The organism is Psychrobacter sp. DAB_AL43B, assembly GCF_900168255.1.
Taxonomy (GTDB): domain Bacteria; phylum Pseudomonadota; class Gammaproteobacteria; order Pseudomonadales; family Moraxellaceae; genus Psychrobacter.
This window is the reverse complement of the sequence record NZ_LT799838.1, coordinates 1,935,254-1,951,281: the sequence shown is the minus strand read 5'-3', so window position 1 is coordinate 1,951,281 and position 16,028 is coordinate 1,935,254. Positions and strand designations below refer to the sequence as shown.

Here is a 16,028-nt window from a genome sequence, read left to right as displayed (position 1 = left end):
CTATTATAAAACTCATTAAGAATGAGTTAGTAATTATAGCTATCGTATTATTCTGGGTAATTCAGCCACACCCAACCGTTTTCTAACCACTCCATCACTTCATCAGGGTTAATCCCTTCCATATCATCAAGCGTTAAATACTCGCCATTAGATAAGCGTACGAGTAGTGCTATTGAGTTTACATGCAAATCATCTAGGCGCTGCCCATTGGCATATAAAACGATGTCATTATGCACTTGGGTATATAACAAGCGATTGCTATAATCGGCTTGTAATGTAGCACCGGTTGCCAATGCAGCTATCATCTCGTCAGTATTCATGGTTTCTTCAGGTACTAGCGCATCATATTGACGTTTACTGACCACTTCAGATACTGCTTGGCGAATAATATGATCACCGCGCTCAGATTGTAGCATTTGCAATAGCTGAGCTTTGATAGCATCAATACTATCAGTCTTTAATTCACCTGACGCTTGCACAGCTTGTGGCAATAACATCGGTATAAATAAAGCGCTGTCGTTGGTGGCGATATCGGCTAAGCTATCGATAATTTGCATTAAATTCGGACGGCGACAGCCAAATGAGAAGGTTAGACAATCCTCTTGGGCAACACCAAAATGTGACAGCTTTGGTGGCACATAAAGTACATCACCGGCCTCCAATATCTCATCAAAAATAATCTCGCCCATATCATCAAACAATCGAATGGGCTCATCAGCGACAAACTCAGTATCTTTATCGCAAAACTTGCCCAGTTGCCAACGGCGCTGACCATAACCTTGCGCTAAAAAAACATCGTAATCATCATAGTGTTTGCCAACTGAGCCGCCTTTTGGCGCATAGGAAACCATAATATCATCGCGCTGCCATTGTGGTATAAAGTCAAATGCTTGCCACAATTGGCCAAGCTCAGGTGACCATTGCTCAAGATTTTGTACCAATACTGTCCATTGTTCTGGCAGATTATCAAAATCTGCTTCCGTCAATGGACTTTTCTTAAGTTGCCATTGCGGCTGATTTGTTTGTTTAACAGTATCTTGAGTAAGCAGACGCGCTGTGGCATCTTCTTCTAACGCCAAACCAAGCATGTCATCCGGCTCAAACATACCAATTAATTGTGGTAAACCTTGCTTAATTAAAAGTGGTTTTTTTTGCCAGTATTCTGCTAAAAATTGCTCTGGAGTAATAGAGTCGGGTAAACAAAGAGGTATAGAGGTCATTGATAGTTCCGTATTTTGAAAGGGGCAGGTGATTAATAATAAGGATTGCTTTATAGGCAGAGTTTATTGGTTTATGATTATCACCTAACTGATGACCATCGCTTAACTGATGCTTATCGTCAGAATATCTCGTTAATCCTAGGAAACTTATGAAAAAACTGCATTTTATCGTCATCATCGCCAGCGTGTTTTTGCTACAAGCCTGCGTACATAAAATTGTTACCGTACCTGTAAAAGTCGCCTATAAAACCACCAAAGGCGTGGTCAAAGGCACTGTCGCTGTTACCAAAGCCATCATACCGGGCGACAGTGATGATGACAAAAAAGACGATTAATTTATAACTTGATTATAGGTCGTTTACGAGTTTGAAATAGAGTAATAGCTGCCGCAATCAGCCCACCGAGTAGTGCTAAAGCCATATCTTTGTGGGCATCCCAAACATCCCCTTGCTGACCATTATAAGCTTCCGCGGCTTCTGGTGATAAAGTTGTCGCAATACCCCATTCTAGTAGCTCATAAAGTAGGCTTGACGACATATTAACCATAAGTGCAATCGCTACTAATAGCTTCGTTGATTGAACCTTAAATATAGACTTTGAACTCTCAATCATCGCAAAAAATAGCAAAAGCCCGTAGCTAAAATGCACGAGCCTGTCGTACATATTCCGCTGCCAACCAAATAACTCGTTTAGGCTTATACCAAATAGCTGCTGCGTCCAAGCATCATAAGGTACATACGAGTATAAATAGCGTGCCCCTATAATGTGAATAAAGAGAAAGATTGAAGCAAGTGCGTAGGAGCGCGAGCTAATATACCCGTAACGATAAGCGCCCAGCATTAATGCTAGAAAAAGCAGTGTGCCAAACTGATGCAACAGGTAGCTTGACCATTCTAGAGGCTCAATACTTGCCAGTACCATAACGATTAACACCGCCATAGTACTGACAACTACCGATTTAAAGTTTCGCAGCATGTTGCACGCTTGTCTTTTTTGTAAACTGTTATTAATAGCTAATGATTAAATCTTGGCAATCCACTCTTTAATCGTGCGTGCTTGCTCAGCTGCATTACCCACATAAGTTGCAGGTGTCATCTCACGTAGGCGTGCTTTATCAGCATCGCTAACGGCAGATAATTCATCACTTTCGACGAATGTCAGCATCGCTTCACGAGTCATGGCATTACCACGCGTCAAAGCTTTAAGTTTTTCGTACGGGTTTTCAACACGATAGCGGCGCATGACGGTTTGAATCGGTTCAGCCAACACTTCTTGTGCATTATCTAAGTCATCATTTAAACGCTTAGCATTTAATTCAAGCTTACCGACACCTTTTAAGCAAGCATCATAAGCAATCATACTTTGTGCCAGACCAACACCAATATTACGAAGAACAGTAGAGTCTGATAAATCGCGCTGCATACGTGAAATAGGTAGCTTTTCACCCAAATGAGCAAGCATGGCATTAGCAACGCCTAAGTTACCTTCAGAGTTTTCAAAATCAATCGGGTTGACTTTATGCGGCATGGTAGAAGAACCCACTTCGCCATCTTTTAGGCGTTGTTTAAAATAGCCTAAGCTAATATATTGCCAAATATCACGGTTAAAATCGATTAAGATAGTATTGAAACGTTTAACCACATCAAACAGCTCAGCGATATAATCATGCGGCTCAATTTGGGTGGTATAAGGATTGAAAGTTAGCTCAAGGCTTTCATCGATAAATTTTTCAGCATGGGTTTGCCAATCAACGTCAGGATATGAAGCATAGTGAGCATTATAGTTACCAACCGCGCCATTGATTTTACCGAGTAGCTCTACTTGACCGATTTTTTTGATTTGACGGGCTAGGCGGTAAGCGACGTTTGCCATCTCTTTACCTAAAGTCGTTGGACTAGCCGTTTGACCATGAGTACGTGAAAGCATCGGTTGATCAGCATGAGTAATTGCTAGATTAACGATGCTATCAGTCACTTCTTGCATTTTGGCAACGACAATCTCGCGGCTGTCTTTTAGCATTAACGCGTATGATAGGTTGTTAATATCTTCACTGGTACAAGCAAAATGAATAAACTCTAGTGAATCTTCTAGTGCTGCCTGACCACGGAACTTATCTTTGATAAAGTACTCAACCGCTTTCACGTCGTGGTTGGTCGTCGCTTCAATGTCTTTAATCGCTTGCGCATCTGCTTCACTAAAGTTATCAACGATAGCATTTAAAAAAGCATTGGTATCAGTATCAAACGCTGCTAATTCACCAATCTCATTGTTATCCGCCAAAGACTGCAACCAGCGAATCTCAACGGTGACTCGAGCTTTAATCAGACCAAATTCAGATAAATAAGGGCGCAAGCTATCAGCTTTAGAGGCGTAACGACCATCAATTGGAGAGAGGGCGGTAAGTAGATTCATAGTAATACCTCAAATGGTTATTAAAAAAAATAGCGCTATAAAGCGCAAAAGCAGAAAATGTATAAGTATAAAGGATTAATAGCTTTATTTTCATTAATAACCTAATTATAACCTGATTGCACATAAAACTAGGGCAAAAATCGTTACATTAGCGAAATAATGTTTACTTAATAAAAAGAGAGTGATATATTGCAAAAATAATTTAAATAAGGCTTAATAATGAATAAATTAATGGGTGTATTTTTATTAGGTGCAGCACTGAGCCTAACCGCTTGTGGCGGTGACTCTGATAGTAGTGGTTCTTATACTGGTTCGAATACGACGCCACCTACCCAAACTGATATCACCACTAAAAAACCTTGTAACGTATCAGGTACAACTATCACCGGTCTTGTCAAAGATAGCTGTAGATTTGAAGATAAAAATGCTGATGCAAACATGGTAATTGGTTGTAATGGCAATACAATGACACTAGATGGTAAGATTGGTGGATTCAGTTCTTCTAACAGTACATATTTAAAAGGTACAAATATTGGAAAATTTGTATTAAAGTGCCCTTAATATAGTCATTGAATAAAATATTTTGGTAGTTTTTTATCATCACATTATCAAATAAATATTTGATATATAAGGTGTTGGCTATATAAGCAGTCAATACCTTTTTTTATAAATAGGTTTATAAGTAAATAAAGTACCTTATGAAAGATAAAACCTTATTTATCTCATCTGTTCTTGTTGCCTTTTTATTTGGTATTTTAAGTACTTATTTGTTTATGAGCAAACAGCAAATAGATCGGGTTATGCAGACAAAACAGCACATCCCTATAAATACAAATAATCAAGATGGTTCTAATCAAGCAAATAATACTTTAGTGGCGTTAGAGAGTTGCGCAAATAATACAGACGCAGGAGCATTACCAGCTGTTCCAAATACAAAGGTACCATCTTCCTCTATTAACGATTATTCACAGCAGCAAGCTTTAAACATCGTTAATGACATGCCGGATTATATTCTAGGGCAGTACGTTGATAAATTTATGACAAAAGGCTCCAGTGATGTTATCTCAGATAAAAGACGCTTTGCCCAGCGAGCTGTCGAAGAACTATACGAATCAAATGATAATCAGCCATTAGTAGGTAATGTCAAATTATCTTTAAGTCCAGTAATGCCTTCAAATTCTTTAGATACTTCAACTTTAAATAAAGATACTAAGCTATTTGTGCATTTGGACACAGATGGTAAAGTCCCTACTAGCCCTTTTGTATTTGTAAAATGGGTCAATAATCAAACAGGGCAAGTGTTGTTATTTGAGAAAAAGAATATTGTCGCCAACAGTAATCAGAATTGGGTAAGTTTTAAACCCTATGATGGTTGGACTCCGGGAAGCTATGATATCCGTTTTTATCAATTTACCTCAGAGCTTCAGCCCGTGGCTCAGTTAACTTATAATATTTATGAGGTAATCGAATAATTATCAAAGTTAAACGGAAGCAGCTGTATCAAAAACTGCTGATATAAAAATTGCTATAAAAGCGAATGAGCAGATAACTTGAATCACCAGAGCTGCTAGTAAGAAGTTGCGTTTCTTGAATGAGTAATTAGGCTCTCGCTTCTTAGCTAATTTGGAGATTCCAAGTAGTAGCAATATTAGCGTTGAGAGCCAAATAGTAACGATAAAGATAAGCATTTTAATCAAGGTGCCGTGGGTCTTCTAAAACCCACAAGGCGCATCAATAGAAGCAATCACGCCGCCGCCTAAACAAACCTCGTCAATATAAAATACCGCTGATTGACCGGGAGTGACCGCACGCTGTGGTTCATCAAACACCACACGCACCTCACTACCATCAGCATTTATCGCAAACACTCGACAGGCTTGGTCAGGCTGGCGATAGCGAGATTTTGCCATACAGCGTAAGCCATCTGAGCTGAAAATATCCACAGGTGGCAAACTATCGACCCAATCAAGCTTATAAGCTTGCAGCTCATTGCTCAGCATCATCGGATGCTCATGACCTTGACCGACTATTAGACGGTTTTTATCTAAGTCTTTTGCAAGCACAAACCACGGTGCCTCAACACGGTCTTTAACACCACCGATACCGATACCGCCACGCTGACCTAAGGTGTAATACATCAGGCCGTCGTGAGTACCGATAGTGAAGCCATCGTCAGTGACAATGTCGCCTTTTTGCGCCGGCAAGTACTGTTGTAAGAAGTCTTTAAAGCGGCGCTCACCAATAAAGCAAATACCGGTGGAGTCTTTTTTATTGGCGGTAATTAGGTCATGTTCTTCAGCGATTTGACGAACCACTGGTTTTTCAAGCTCGCCCACAGGAAATAGTGTTTTGGCAAGTTTGTCGCCACCAACAGCATGCAAGAAGTAACTTTGGTCTTTGTTACTATCCAGTCCACGTAAGAGCTGTGCCACTGTTTCGCCATTAGCATTCGTATAATTAATACTGCGGCGGGTATAGTGACCGGTAGCGATATAATCAGCGCCTAGGGTCAAGGCATAATCTAAAAATGCTTTGAACTTAATCTCTTTATTGCATAAAATATCTGGATTGGGCGTACGACCGGCTTTATATTCGGCTAAAAAATGCTCAAAAACGCGATCCCAATATTCCATCGCAAAGTTAGCCGTATGCAGCTTAATACCGATTTTGTCACAGACCGCTTGCGCGTCCGCCAAATCATCCATCGCCGTACAGTATTCAGTGCCGTCATCTTCTTCCCAGTTCTTCATAAACAGACCTTCTACCTTAAAGCCCGCTTTCTGAAGTAAAACAGCAGACACAGAAGAGTCAACGCCGCCTGACATACCAACAATCACATGCTTAGTGCTAGGATGGTCAATATCGGCAAGCGTTAAAGGGCGATGGACGCTAAAAGAATCAGAAACTGGTGTATTTGAGGTATTTGGCATGGCTGACATAGAGCGGCTCAACTATTTATACTTTGTCCAAAGTTTATAATGGCACTGAAGACTACGGCAATGACTATGATTGGTAGGCTTGGCAAGTTGACAGTGCCGGTTTATCTTTTGGATTTGGTATTATGATAAAATAAGCGTCATATTATACCAGCTAATTGAAACTGGTGGCGACCTATGGCATCTTACTGCTAGTAAAATAGCTTTAAAAATTCAGATAATGATTTTAAATTATTCTAATCACCCTTAACTTATTTGGGAAAATAATGATAAAAATTGGTCAAGGTATTGACGTCCATGCGTTTCATAATAATGGTCAACAGCAGCAATATGTGATACTAGCGGGTGTGCCGATAGAGCATACCCATAGTTTGCTAGCGCACTCTGATGGCGATGTGGTATTACACGCGCTTGCTGATGCGCTGCTCGGTGCGCTGGCGCTTGGTGATATTGGGCAGCATTTTCCAGATACCGATATGGCGCATGCCGGACTTGATTCACGGGTACTACTCCGTTATGTGTATGGTAAAGTTTTAGCTGCCGGTTATACTTTGGGCAATGCAGATATCACAGTGATGTGCGAGCGTCCAAAACTGGCGCCGTATAATCAAGCCATGCGTGATAATATTGCCAGCGACTTGCAAACTGATGTGAGTAATATTAGCGTGAAGGCGACGACCACTGAAAAACTGGGCTTTACTGGTCGGCAAGAGGGCATTATGGCCAATGCCGTGGTATTATTGGTACCTAATGTTTGATGCTTAGTCGTTAAACCTTTAATCGTTAAACGATTAATCATGGTTGGTAGAAATGCCATATGTTAAACATGCTTGTAATTTGGCAATAATCGCCCCATGTACCAAACACCTTACATGCTGAAGTTAATGGTCTATCATTAATGATTTGGCAAATTAAGTAACTATTTTCAATACACTGCTTTATCAATAGGAGCTTTTATGAGTGAGCAAACCCCCAATACTGCTGCAAACGATGTTGAACAGCTGATTCGTGATCAAATCAAAGACAATAAAGTGATTCTTTATATGAAAGGCACACCGCAGTTTCCGCAGTGTGGTTTTTCTGCGAAATCGATTGAGGTTCTTACCCAAATCGGTCGTCCGTTTGCCTTTGTAAATATTTTAGAAAATCCAGAAATCCGTGCCACTTTACCTAAAATCGCTAATTGGCCAACCTTTCCACAGTTGTGGATTGACGGTGAATTGATGGGTGGCTCAGACATTATTTTACAAATGTATCAATCAGGCGAATTAAAGCCTTTGGTCGAAGAAAATAGCCCAGCGGCATAATCGATAGAAACAACTCCTTAAGCTTTTTTATCATTAAGCTGATGAGTATTATCCCTAAAAGCCCGAGCAAGTCCTTAAATGGTTGCTCGGGCTTTTATTGTTTTTGTCAGTTTTGACCCCATATATGACTCAAGATTCAGTATGATCAAAATATTAATGATAAGAGAGTATTATTATGACTAATCAACCAATAGAGCAACAAGTTAATGCAGCAGAAGCTGCCGAGCAAGCGGCTATCGAAAAACGCCGTGAGCACCTAAAAAATGAATCGATACGTTTGATTGATATCGCAGGTAACGAGCCACATTCAGCACTCAAATGTATCCATCAATTAAGCGTAGCAGGCGGTGCAACTGAAGCGACTTATATTGCCATTGAGCAGCGCATCGTTGCCGATCAAGATGCAGCCGGTGCTTATCATTTGGTATTACTGGCACAAAACACGCCAGATTTACCTATTGATGCGCGTCAGCTCATCGAGATGGTCGTCAATAAAGGCGATAACGATCAGCGTTTAGCCTTGCTAAAAAACTTGCTACTGCCGCCGGTTGAGTTGATTAAAGAGCAGATTTTGGCCAGTAATGATGGTGATGCAATTGGCCAGATGAATGCGTATTTGCAGATTAATCCAGAAGGTTATGGCAGCCACCATATGCTTAGCAGCGGTCATTCAGATCATATCGTTCCTCTTAGTTAAATCAGATTGGTTAAGTCAAAGCAGTTAAGTTAAATGAGATAATCATTAATAAAGTATTGTCTCATTATTTCTAATGCAATTATTTTAAAAGCATCGGGAAAAAGTGCTTAAAAATTGCTATAATTACCGGCTATTAATTTTCTAAACACGACCGATGCTGATTTATCCTACTACAAGTTATTGCTAATAAATCAATTACTTGTAGTGGCACAGTCGCAATCCGTCAAGCGAGGCATACATGCAATACCCAAAAAATTACGACGTGGTAGTCATCGGTGGTGGTCATGCCGGTACAGAAGCAGCTTTAGCTGCTGCACGTATGGGCGCGCAGACTTTGCTATTGACCCATAATATCGAGACACTGGGACAGATGAGCTGTAATCCAGCGATTGGCGGTATCGGTAAGTCGCATCTGGTACGTGAGATTGATGCGCTAGGCGGTGCAATGGCATTGGCTACAGACAAAGCAGGCATTCAGTTTCGTGTGTTAAATAGCCGTAAAGGCGCTGCCGTTCGTGCCACGCGTGCGCAGGCAGATCGTATCCTTTATAAAGCAGCCATTCGTAATACGTTAGAGAATCAGCCGAACCTTGATATATTCCAACAAGCGGCTGATGATATTTTGGTTGAAAATGGTCGCGCAACTGCTGTTGTTACGGCTACCGGCATTGTCTTTAAGACGGAAACAGTTATTTTAACCTCAGGGACTTTCCTAGGCGGCGTCATTCATATTGGTCTTGAGAACTCAAAAGGTGGACGAGCAGGGGATCCGCCGTCTATTAAACTTGCTGACCGCTTGCGTGAGCTCAAGCTTCCAGTCGGTCGCCTAAAAACTGGCACGCCAGCACGTATCGATGCACGCAGTGTTGATTTTAGTGTGATGACTGTACAGCCGGGTGATACGCCATTGCCAGTAATGAGTTATATGGGTGATGTTTCGATGCATCCTGAACAGGTCAACTGCTATATCACTCATACCAATGCCCGTACCCATGATATCATCCGTGAAAATCTAGACCGTTCGCCCATGTTCTCGGGAAAAATTGAAGGTATTGGTCCACGATATTGTCCTTCCATTGAGGATAAGATTCACCGCTTTGCCGATAAAGACAGCCATCAGATATTTATTGAGCCGGAAGGTCTGACTACGCATGAGCTATATCCAAATGGCATCTCAACCAGTTTGCCGTTTGATGTGCAGTTAGAATTTATTCATAGTATGAAAGGACTAGAAAACGCGCATATTACCCGTCCCGGCTATGCCATTGAATATGATTATTTTGACCCACAAAACCTAAAACCAACGCTTGAAACCAAATCTATTGACCGCTTGTATTTTGCCGGACAAATCAACGGCACGACGGGTTATGAAGAAGCAGGCGTACAAGGTTTGCTAGCAGGTACGAATGCGGCATTAGTGACCACTAATAATAGTGAGTTCGATATCTGGACACCGCGCCGCGATGAAGCCTATCTTGGTGTACTGGTCGATGATTTGATTACTCATGGCACTACTGAACCTTATCGGATGTTTACCAGTCGCGCTGAATATCGTTTGCTGCTGCGTGAAGACAATGCTGATCAACGCTTAACAGAGACAGGTCGCAAGCTCGGCTTGGTTGACGATGTGCGCTGGCAGGCCTATGAAGAGAAAATGGATGCGATCAGTAAAGAAACGTCGCGCTTAAAAGATATGTGGGCAACACCGGCTAATACGTTAGGGGCACAACTAACCGCGCAAACCGGTGAAGTACTTTCTAAAGAATCGACGGCTTACGATTTGCTAAAACGTCCACAAATACATTTCACTGATATTGCTGCCATTACTGGGTCACAAGTTGACGCGCAAGTAGGCGAGCAAATAGAGATATCAGTTAAATATGCGGGCTATATTGACCGTCAGCAAGAAGACATCGATCAGATGAAGCGTCTAGAAAATACGGCACTACCGATGGATTTTGATTATAGTGTAGTCTCTGGTTTGTCCAATGAGATTGTACAAAAACTGACCCAAGTACGCCCTGCAACCTTAGCCCAAGCCGGACGTATTAGCGGTGTGACGCCTGCTGCCATTCAATTATTGGCAATGACGGTTAAAAAACAGAAGAAAGCGCAAGTAGCATTAGGCTTATAAGTACAGTAAAGGCGAGCCTTGATCATCTTTGATTAGATCAATCAGCTAAGGGCTCGCTATTTATAGAGAAGCATAAAAGGCTTATATAATTACGCGCTATACTCATATTATTCATAATTATAGCCTTCATAATCATTCATGTTCTTAAGAATGATGCTTGCAATATCGCCTTAGCCATTTTGCTGACTTGAGTCTATTCATGATCGAAGCTATTTTATTTGCGATTACGATTGTTATGCCCAACCTTTTTTTAATGGGGTTGGGCTTTTTTATGCAAAGACGCGGCGAAGCCAGCCAAGCGTTTATTAATCAAGCGTCAAATTTTGTATTCAATTACTGTTTACCTTGTCTGTTATTTTTTAGTGTGGTCGATAGTGATGTCGATTATGCCAAGCAAGTCGTATTGATAGCCGCTGGTATTGTTGTCACCTTTATTTTATATATTGGTTCTGAGCTGTATGCCAGTCGCTTTATCAGTGCGCCTGCGGATCAAGGCGTCTTTGTACAAGGGGTATTCCGCAGCAATATGGCCATTATTGGTCTTGCAACCGTTGCCAATGCTTATGGGGAAATAGGGCTAAGTATCGGCGCGGTATACATGGGCATTGTGACAATATTATTTAATATCTTAGCGGTTATTACCCTTAGCCGTGTGTCCAAAAATGCAAACGATACTTGGATTAGTCGCATTATCTTAATTGTCAAAAAATTGGCGACTAATCCACTTATGGTGGCACTGATCGCCGCTTTTGCTTATAAAGCTTTTTCCTTACCGCCAATAACGGGCGTTCTTCATATTACGGGTGATTTGCTGGCGGCAGTTGCCTTACCATTAGCGCTCATTTGCGCAGGTGCGAGCATTGATCTGAAATCTATGCTCAGCCCTTCAGGGATATCGATGCAGGCGAGTATAGGTCGCATCGTCATCGCGCCGCTGATAGCTATCGCGGTAGGGCTTAGTTTTGGACTAACAGGTATGCACATGGGCGTACTGTTTTTAATGGCAGCCGCACCGACAGCCGCTGCAAGCTATGTCATGGCAAAAGCAATGGGTGGCAACGATATTTTAGCGGCCAATATTTTAGGGTTCACTACCGTAGTGGGAATGTTTGGTATGGCAATTGGAGCAGGGATCTTACGCGGAATGGGGCTGATGTAGCAGGGTGGTTTAGACAACAAGTAAACCTTATAACAATTAATTAATTAATCAATCAATCAATGGAGTCATTATCATGCAATGGTTAAATAAAGAAACCGTCACCAAACACTTAACGATGCAAGCGACGATTGATACGATTGAAAAGCTGTTACATTTGCAAGCTGAGCATCCTAATTGGGTCAAAGCACCAGAACGTTTGGTCATTGAGACTTTTAGTGATAATGATAAAAATAGCACAGGCTCGCATTTATCGATGCCTGCAACTATTTATGATGGCACGCAAGAATATACGGCGGTGAAATTGGTCACTATTTGCCCTGACAATCCCAGTCGTAATCTGCCAACCACGACGGCGATTATTACGGTGTCGGATAATGCGAATGGCGAGATTCTAGCGGTGATGGACGGTATCTATATCACGCAGGTACGTACGGCAGCACTATCGGGCATTGCGACCAAATATATGGCACCCGATGACTGTCAAAGCGTGGCAGTGGTTGGTTGTGGGGGCATGGCCTATGAGCAACTACACGCTGTGCTTACTGTGCGCCCTGAGATTAGAACAGTTTATCTTTGGAATAGAAGCATGCAAGGGGCAGAGAGTTTTAAAGCTCAATTTGCTCGTGACTATCACCAATGGGATGTGGATTTAAAGGTTTGCGAACAGCTTGAAGAGGCTATTAAAGACGCAGATATTATTAATCTTGCTACTCGTTCTGATAAAGGCTTGTTTAGCGCCGCTCAAATCAAACCGAATGTGCATATCAATGCGGTAGGAGCATATCTGCCATCAATGAAAGAAGTCAGTAATGATGTTATTGAGAATAGCAGCATGATCGTCGTTGATGATTTAATAGGTTGTCGCCATGAAGCAGGGGATCTAATCCAAGCTCATAAAGCTGTTGATTGTACATGGACATGGGATGATCTGAGCGGTGATTTACAAGCGCTGGTGACAGGCGCGTTAAAACAACAAACAATGAAGTCTGATAAAGGAATGACCTTATTTAAATCGGTTGGTGCAGCAAGCTTTGATGCCGCAGTGGCCATATACATTACGCAACTGGCTCAGCAGAAAAATCTTGGTACTGTTCTATTTTAGATACGGAGCTCTCTTAAAGGTTTGGCTCTCCTAAATGTTTAACATGCGCTGGTAATAAATAGTCACTTTCATTAGATAGTTATCAAAAGTCAGCTTTAAAAAAGCCTCCTATTTTTATATAAATAGGAGGCTTTTACGACTATATAAAAAATTATATGAACGATAATATATTGACTAACGACGATTATCACGCTTCTCTTCGCGGCGTTTTTTGCCGCGAGGACTAATACTATAAGTAAAATAGCCGGCAACAATCATAACTGCAATAAAAGCCAAGATATATAAAAATATTGATGAACCAATAGCAGCAGAGGGTTCCATGACCGTAATCCCATTAAAGTTTATCTATAATTATGCGAGCCTAATGATCTATTGTAAAGTAAACAAATTTAGCTGAGCTGTAAGTTCAAGTGAGCGCAAACGTGCTGCCTGATCATAGACGTTAGCAGTGACAATCAGCTCATCTGGTTGATAGGTAGCAAGAAACGCCGCAAGCTTTGGCTTGACGGTTTCAACAGAGCCGATAAACGACACCGACAAAGCGCTATCGACCATCATTTTCTCAGCAGGGCTCCAGATACTATCCATATCATGGGTTGGCTTTGGCATTTGACCCATTTCACCACGGCGCAAGCGCACAAAACTCTGCTGTGCTGAAGTAAAGTGATAATGGGCGGTGGCATCATCGTCCGCAAGCAATAAATTTGCCGCTAGCATGACGTAAGGCTTCTCTAAATAAGCTGATGGTCTAAATTGTTCACGATAAGCTGTGATGGCTTGTCCAAGCATTTGCGGCGCAAAGTGCGAGGCAAACACATACGGTAATCCCAAATGCGCCGCTAAGGTCGCACCAAATAATGAAGAACCCAATATCCAAATTGGGATATTAGATTTTGCACCCGGAAATGCCTGTACAGGGCTATCATCTGTGCCATTCCCCAAAAAGTACATCAATTCTTGAACATCTTGTGGAAAGCGGTCAGCATCTTGCATCTGCCGACGTAAAGCCTGAAAAGTAGCACCATCTGTACCAGGCGCGCGTCCCAAGCCTAAATCCACACGGTCGCCATATAAAGCTTGCAAAGTACCAAACTGCTCAGCAATAACAAGCGGTGCATGGTTTGGCAACATCACGCCGCCTGCGCCAATGCGTATATGCTTGGTCTTAGCACCAATATGCGACAGCAATACCGAGGTCGCTGCGCTAGCAATGCCCGGCATATTATGATGCTCTGCCATCCAATAGCGGTTTAAGCCAGATTTTTCAGCCTGCTGCGCTATCTCAACCGTTTGGGCAATACCTTCAGCGATGGTTTTGCCAGTAGGAACGGGGGCTAAGTCCAAGAAGGATAAGGGAATGTGGTTACTCATAAATCACCTATTTTTAGATACCATATGGTTGATGGTAGTATTATTTATTATAGAATCATGTGGTTATAATATTTAGCGGATATTTTTATTTTGAAATCTGTTTCGTTGTTAGGAGCTTTTTTGCAATCTACTAAGAATGAAACAGGTGCTGAATGATTCACATCTCCTATAATGGGGTGATTAAACGAGATATAAAGCGCATATTTATATTGGTAACAAATCTCACCATTTAATAACGCCTAAATATTTTAAAAGCACTGAGACGCTGCCTATTTTTGACAGAAGGTAACGACTAAGAGTATAGTCATATCCATTCGAATTAAAGACTGATTAATTTTTGCTTCGAATGCACGATTGATATTAGATTTTTAAAAATTATAATGACTCATTGTGAAAGGTAACTACATGAATATTTCAGCAAGAAACCAGCTTAAAGGTACGGTAAAAGAAATTAAAACGGGACCTGTGTCTACAGAAGTGGTTATAGACGTAAATGGTGTAGAAGTTGTTTCTAGTATCACGACAGGATCTTCAGAAAGTTTGAATTTGAGTATCGGAGATGAAGTAGTCGCTATTATCAAAGCCAGTAGTATCATGGTTGGTAAAGAATAACTCAGCACTTACAGTAGCTTATTAGTATTTAAAAAAAACTATAAAAAAGCACTCAAGGTTTTAATCTTGGGTGCTTTTTTGACTCACTTTTTAGCTTTCTTAAAATTTACATGTTATATGTCTTATTGGCTAAACTGCTTTTGACACAGCTCCATAAAGGCACGTCCATATTGACGAATTTCTGCATCGTCACGTACCGCCATCCAACTGGTAAAGCGCCCAAAATGATCGACTGGAATGGCCGTTAGATTCTGATAATGGCTCGGCTCAAAAGCCATCTCCGCGATAATACCAATACCTAAACCCAAGCCAACATAGGTGCTAATGACATCGGCATCAAGTGCGGCCAGTACAATATCCGGCTCAAGACCTGCGTCGCTAAAGGTTTTGTCAATAGCGCCGCGCCCTGTAAAGCCGCCGTGGTAAGTCACGATCGGATAGCTGGCAAGGGTTGGCAAGTCGATAGATGTTAGCCCTGCAAGCTCATGATCGCTTGGTACGATGACGCGATGTGTCCAGTCGTAATAGCGATAGCAGCGCAGATAGTTATTGTGCAGTAAAGACTCGGTTGCAATGCCAATATCGGCTTGCCCGCGTATCACCATTTGTGCGATGGTTTCAGGATCTGCCTGTTGTAGGATTAGATTAACCTTAGGAAAGCGCTCTTTAAACGCTTTAACGACTTCTGGTAATACATAACGTGCCTGAGTATGAGTCGTGGCAATCGTCAATGTACCAACATTTGGATTGTTAAAATCGAGGCTTAAATTTTCAATCGTACGAATTTCAGCAAAGATAGACTCAATATGTGGCATGAGCGCGGTGCCCATCGTCGTAAGTCCGGTTAATCGTTTGCCTTGCCGAACAAATACTTCGGTTTTGAGCTGATTTTCAAGCGCAGCAATATGCTTTGATAGACTTGATTGACTGGTATGCAGCACGTTTGCTGCTTGACTTAAGTTATAGCCATTGATTACTGTATGCCACACCGTCTCCAACTGCTTGAGTTGAATTTGCAGATGCCGCTGATTAACCACTACGTCGATTGCCATCACTTGACCCTATTGTATAAATATAC

General features: G+C 41.6%; 17 protein-coding genes. 10 read left to right on the top strand and 7 right to left on the bottom strand.

Going from position 1 to position 16,028, the window contains the following annotated elements:
• Window positions 1–47: 47 nt before the first annotated feature.
• Window positions 48–1,220, bottom strand: a complete 1,173-nt coding sequence (locus tag DABAL43B_RS08470; protein ID WP_079691957.1) for a cupin domain-containing protein — start codon at window positions 1,218–1,220, stop codon at window positions 48–50.
• 149 nt (window positions 1,221–1,369) lie between these two features.
• On the opposite strand from DABAL43B_RS08470, the gene DABAL43B_RS08465 reads away from it, so the two are divergent.
• Window positions 1,370–1,555, top strand: a complete 186-nt coding sequence (locus DABAL43B_RS08465) for an NF038104 family lipoprotein (RefSeq protein WP_079691956.1) — start codon at window positions 1,370–1,372, stop codon at window positions 1,553–1,555.
• A 1-nt stretch (window position 1,556) separates the two neighbouring features.
• Here the strand turns inward: DABAL43B_RS08465 and DABAL43B_RS08460 are convergent, their stop codons facing one another.
• Complete coding sequence (locus DABAL43B_RS08460; protein ID WP_079691955.1) at window positions 1,557–2,195, bottom strand: DUF2238 domain-containing protein; 639 nt, start codon at window positions 2,193–2,195, stop codon at window positions 1,557–1,559.
• A 45-nt stretch (window positions 2,196–2,240) separates the two neighbouring features.
• Window positions 2,241–3,632 carry an adenylosuccinate lyase gene (gene purB, locus DABAL43B_RS08455; protein ID WP_079691954.1) on the bottom strand — a complete coding sequence of 464 codons (1,392 nt, stop codon included), beginning with the start codon at window positions 3,630–3,632 and terminating at the stop codon, window positions 2,241–2,243.
• Window positions 3,633–3,851: 219 nt separating this feature from the next.
• Here purB and DABAL43B_RS08450 point away from each other — a divergent pair, with 219 nt between their 5' ends.
• Both DABAL43B_RS08450 and DABAL43B_RS08445 read left to right on the top strand, forming a co-directional pair.
• On the top strand, window positions 3,852–4,193 hold the full coding sequence (locus tag DABAL43B_RS08450) for a hypothetical protein (protein ID WP_079691953.1): 342 nt from the start codon (window positions 3,852–3,854) through the stop codon (window positions 4,191–4,193).
• 137 nt (window positions 4,194–4,330) lie between these two features.
• On the top strand, window positions 4,331–5,104 hold the full coding sequence (locus DABAL43B_RS08445) for a hypothetical protein (protein WP_079691952.1): 774 nt from the start codon (window positions 4,331–4,333) through the stop codon (window positions 5,102–5,104).
• A gap of 240 nt (window positions 5,105–5,344) precedes the next feature.
• On the opposite strand, the gene mnmA is transcribed toward DABAL43B_RS08445, so the two are convergent.
• Window positions 5,345–6,571 carry a tRNA 2-thiouridine(34) synthase MnmA gene (gene mnmA / locus DABAL43B_RS08440; protein WP_079691951.1) on the bottom strand — a complete coding sequence of 409 codons (1,227 nt, stop codon included), beginning with the start codon at window positions 6,569–6,571 and terminating at the stop codon, window positions 5,345–5,347.
• Window positions 6,572–6,834: 263 nt separating this feature from the next.
• Here mnmA and ispF point away from each other — a divergent pair, with 263 nt between their 5' ends.
• The 6 genes from ispF to DABAL43B_RS08410 all read left to right on the top strand — a co-directional run bounded on the left by ispF (window position 6,835) and on the right by DABAL43B_RS08410 (window position 12,967).
• Window positions 6,835–7,326 (top strand): 2-C-methyl-D-erythritol 2,4-cyclodiphosphate synthase, encoded by a 492-nt coding sequence (ispF, locus tag DABAL43B_RS08435; RefSeq protein WP_079691950.1) that lies wholly within the window; start codon window positions 6,835–6,837, stop codon window positions 7,324–7,326.
• Window positions 7,327–7,524: 198 nt separating this feature from the next.
• The gene (grxD, locus tag DABAL43B_RS08430) at window positions 7,525–7,875 is read left to right on the top strand and encodes a Grx4 family monothiol glutaredoxin (protein WP_079691949.1); all 351 of its coding nucleotides are present in this window, start codon (window positions 7,525–7,527) and stop codon (window positions 7,873–7,875) included.
• A 175-nt stretch (window positions 7,876–8,050) separates the two neighbouring features.
• On the top strand, window positions 8,051–8,572 hold the full coding sequence (locus tag DABAL43B_RS08425) for a hypothetical protein (RefSeq protein WP_079691948.1): 522 nt from the start codon (window positions 8,051–8,053) through the stop codon (window positions 8,570–8,572).
• Window positions 8,573–8,810: 238 nt separating this feature from the next.
• Complete coding sequence (gene mnmG, locus DABAL43B_RS08420) at window positions 8,811–10,706, top strand: tRNA uridine-5-carboxymethylaminomethyl(34) synthesis enzyme MnmG (protein ID WP_079691947.1); 1,896 nt, start codon at window positions 8,811–8,813, stop codon at window positions 10,704–10,706.
• Between the two features lie 199 nt (window positions 10,707–10,905).
• On the top strand, window positions 10,906–11,865 hold the full coding sequence (locus DABAL43B_RS08415; protein WP_079693081.1) for an AEC family transporter: 960 nt from the start codon (window positions 10,906–10,908) through the stop codon (window positions 11,863–11,865).
• A 73-nt stretch (window positions 11,866–11,938) separates the two neighbouring features.
• Window positions 11,939–12,967 (top strand): ornithine cyclodeaminase family protein, encoded by a 1,029-nt coding sequence (locus DABAL43B_RS08410; protein WP_079691946.1) that lies wholly within the window; start codon window positions 11,939–11,941, stop codon window positions 12,965–12,967.
• A 174-nt stretch (window positions 12,968–13,141) separates the two neighbouring features.
• Here the strand turns inward: DABAL43B_RS08410 and DABAL43B_RS14250 are convergent, their stop codons facing one another.
• Window positions 13,142–13,288: a hypothetical protein gene (locus DABAL43B_RS14250; protein WP_165767601.1), complete on the bottom strand. Its 147-nt coding sequence runs from the start codon at window positions 13,286–13,288 to the stop codon at window positions 13,142–13,144.
• Between the two features lie 48 nt (window positions 13,289–13,336).
• Entirely contained in the window at window positions 13,337–14,338 is a 1,002-nt protein-coding gene (locus DABAL43B_RS08405) for an LLM class flavin-dependent oxidoreductase (RefSeq protein ID WP_079691945.1), read from the bottom strand.
• Between the two features lie 405 nt (window positions 14,339–14,743).
• Between DABAL43B_RS08405 and DABAL43B_RS08400 the strand changes: the two genes are divergently transcribed.
• Entirely contained in the window at window positions 14,744–14,950 is a 207-nt protein-coding gene (locus DABAL43B_RS08400) for a TOBE domain-containing protein (RefSeq protein WP_079691944.1), read from the top strand.
• Between the two features lie 122 nt (window positions 14,951–15,072).
• On the opposite strand, the gene DABAL43B_RS08395 is transcribed toward DABAL43B_RS08400, so the two are convergent.
• Window positions 15,073–16,002: a LysR substrate-binding domain-containing protein gene (locus tag DABAL43B_RS08395; RefSeq protein WP_079691943.1), complete on the bottom strand. Its 930-nt coding sequence runs from the start codon at window positions 16,000–16,002 to the stop codon at window positions 15,073–15,075.
• Window positions 16,003–16,028 lie beyond the last annotated feature (26 nt).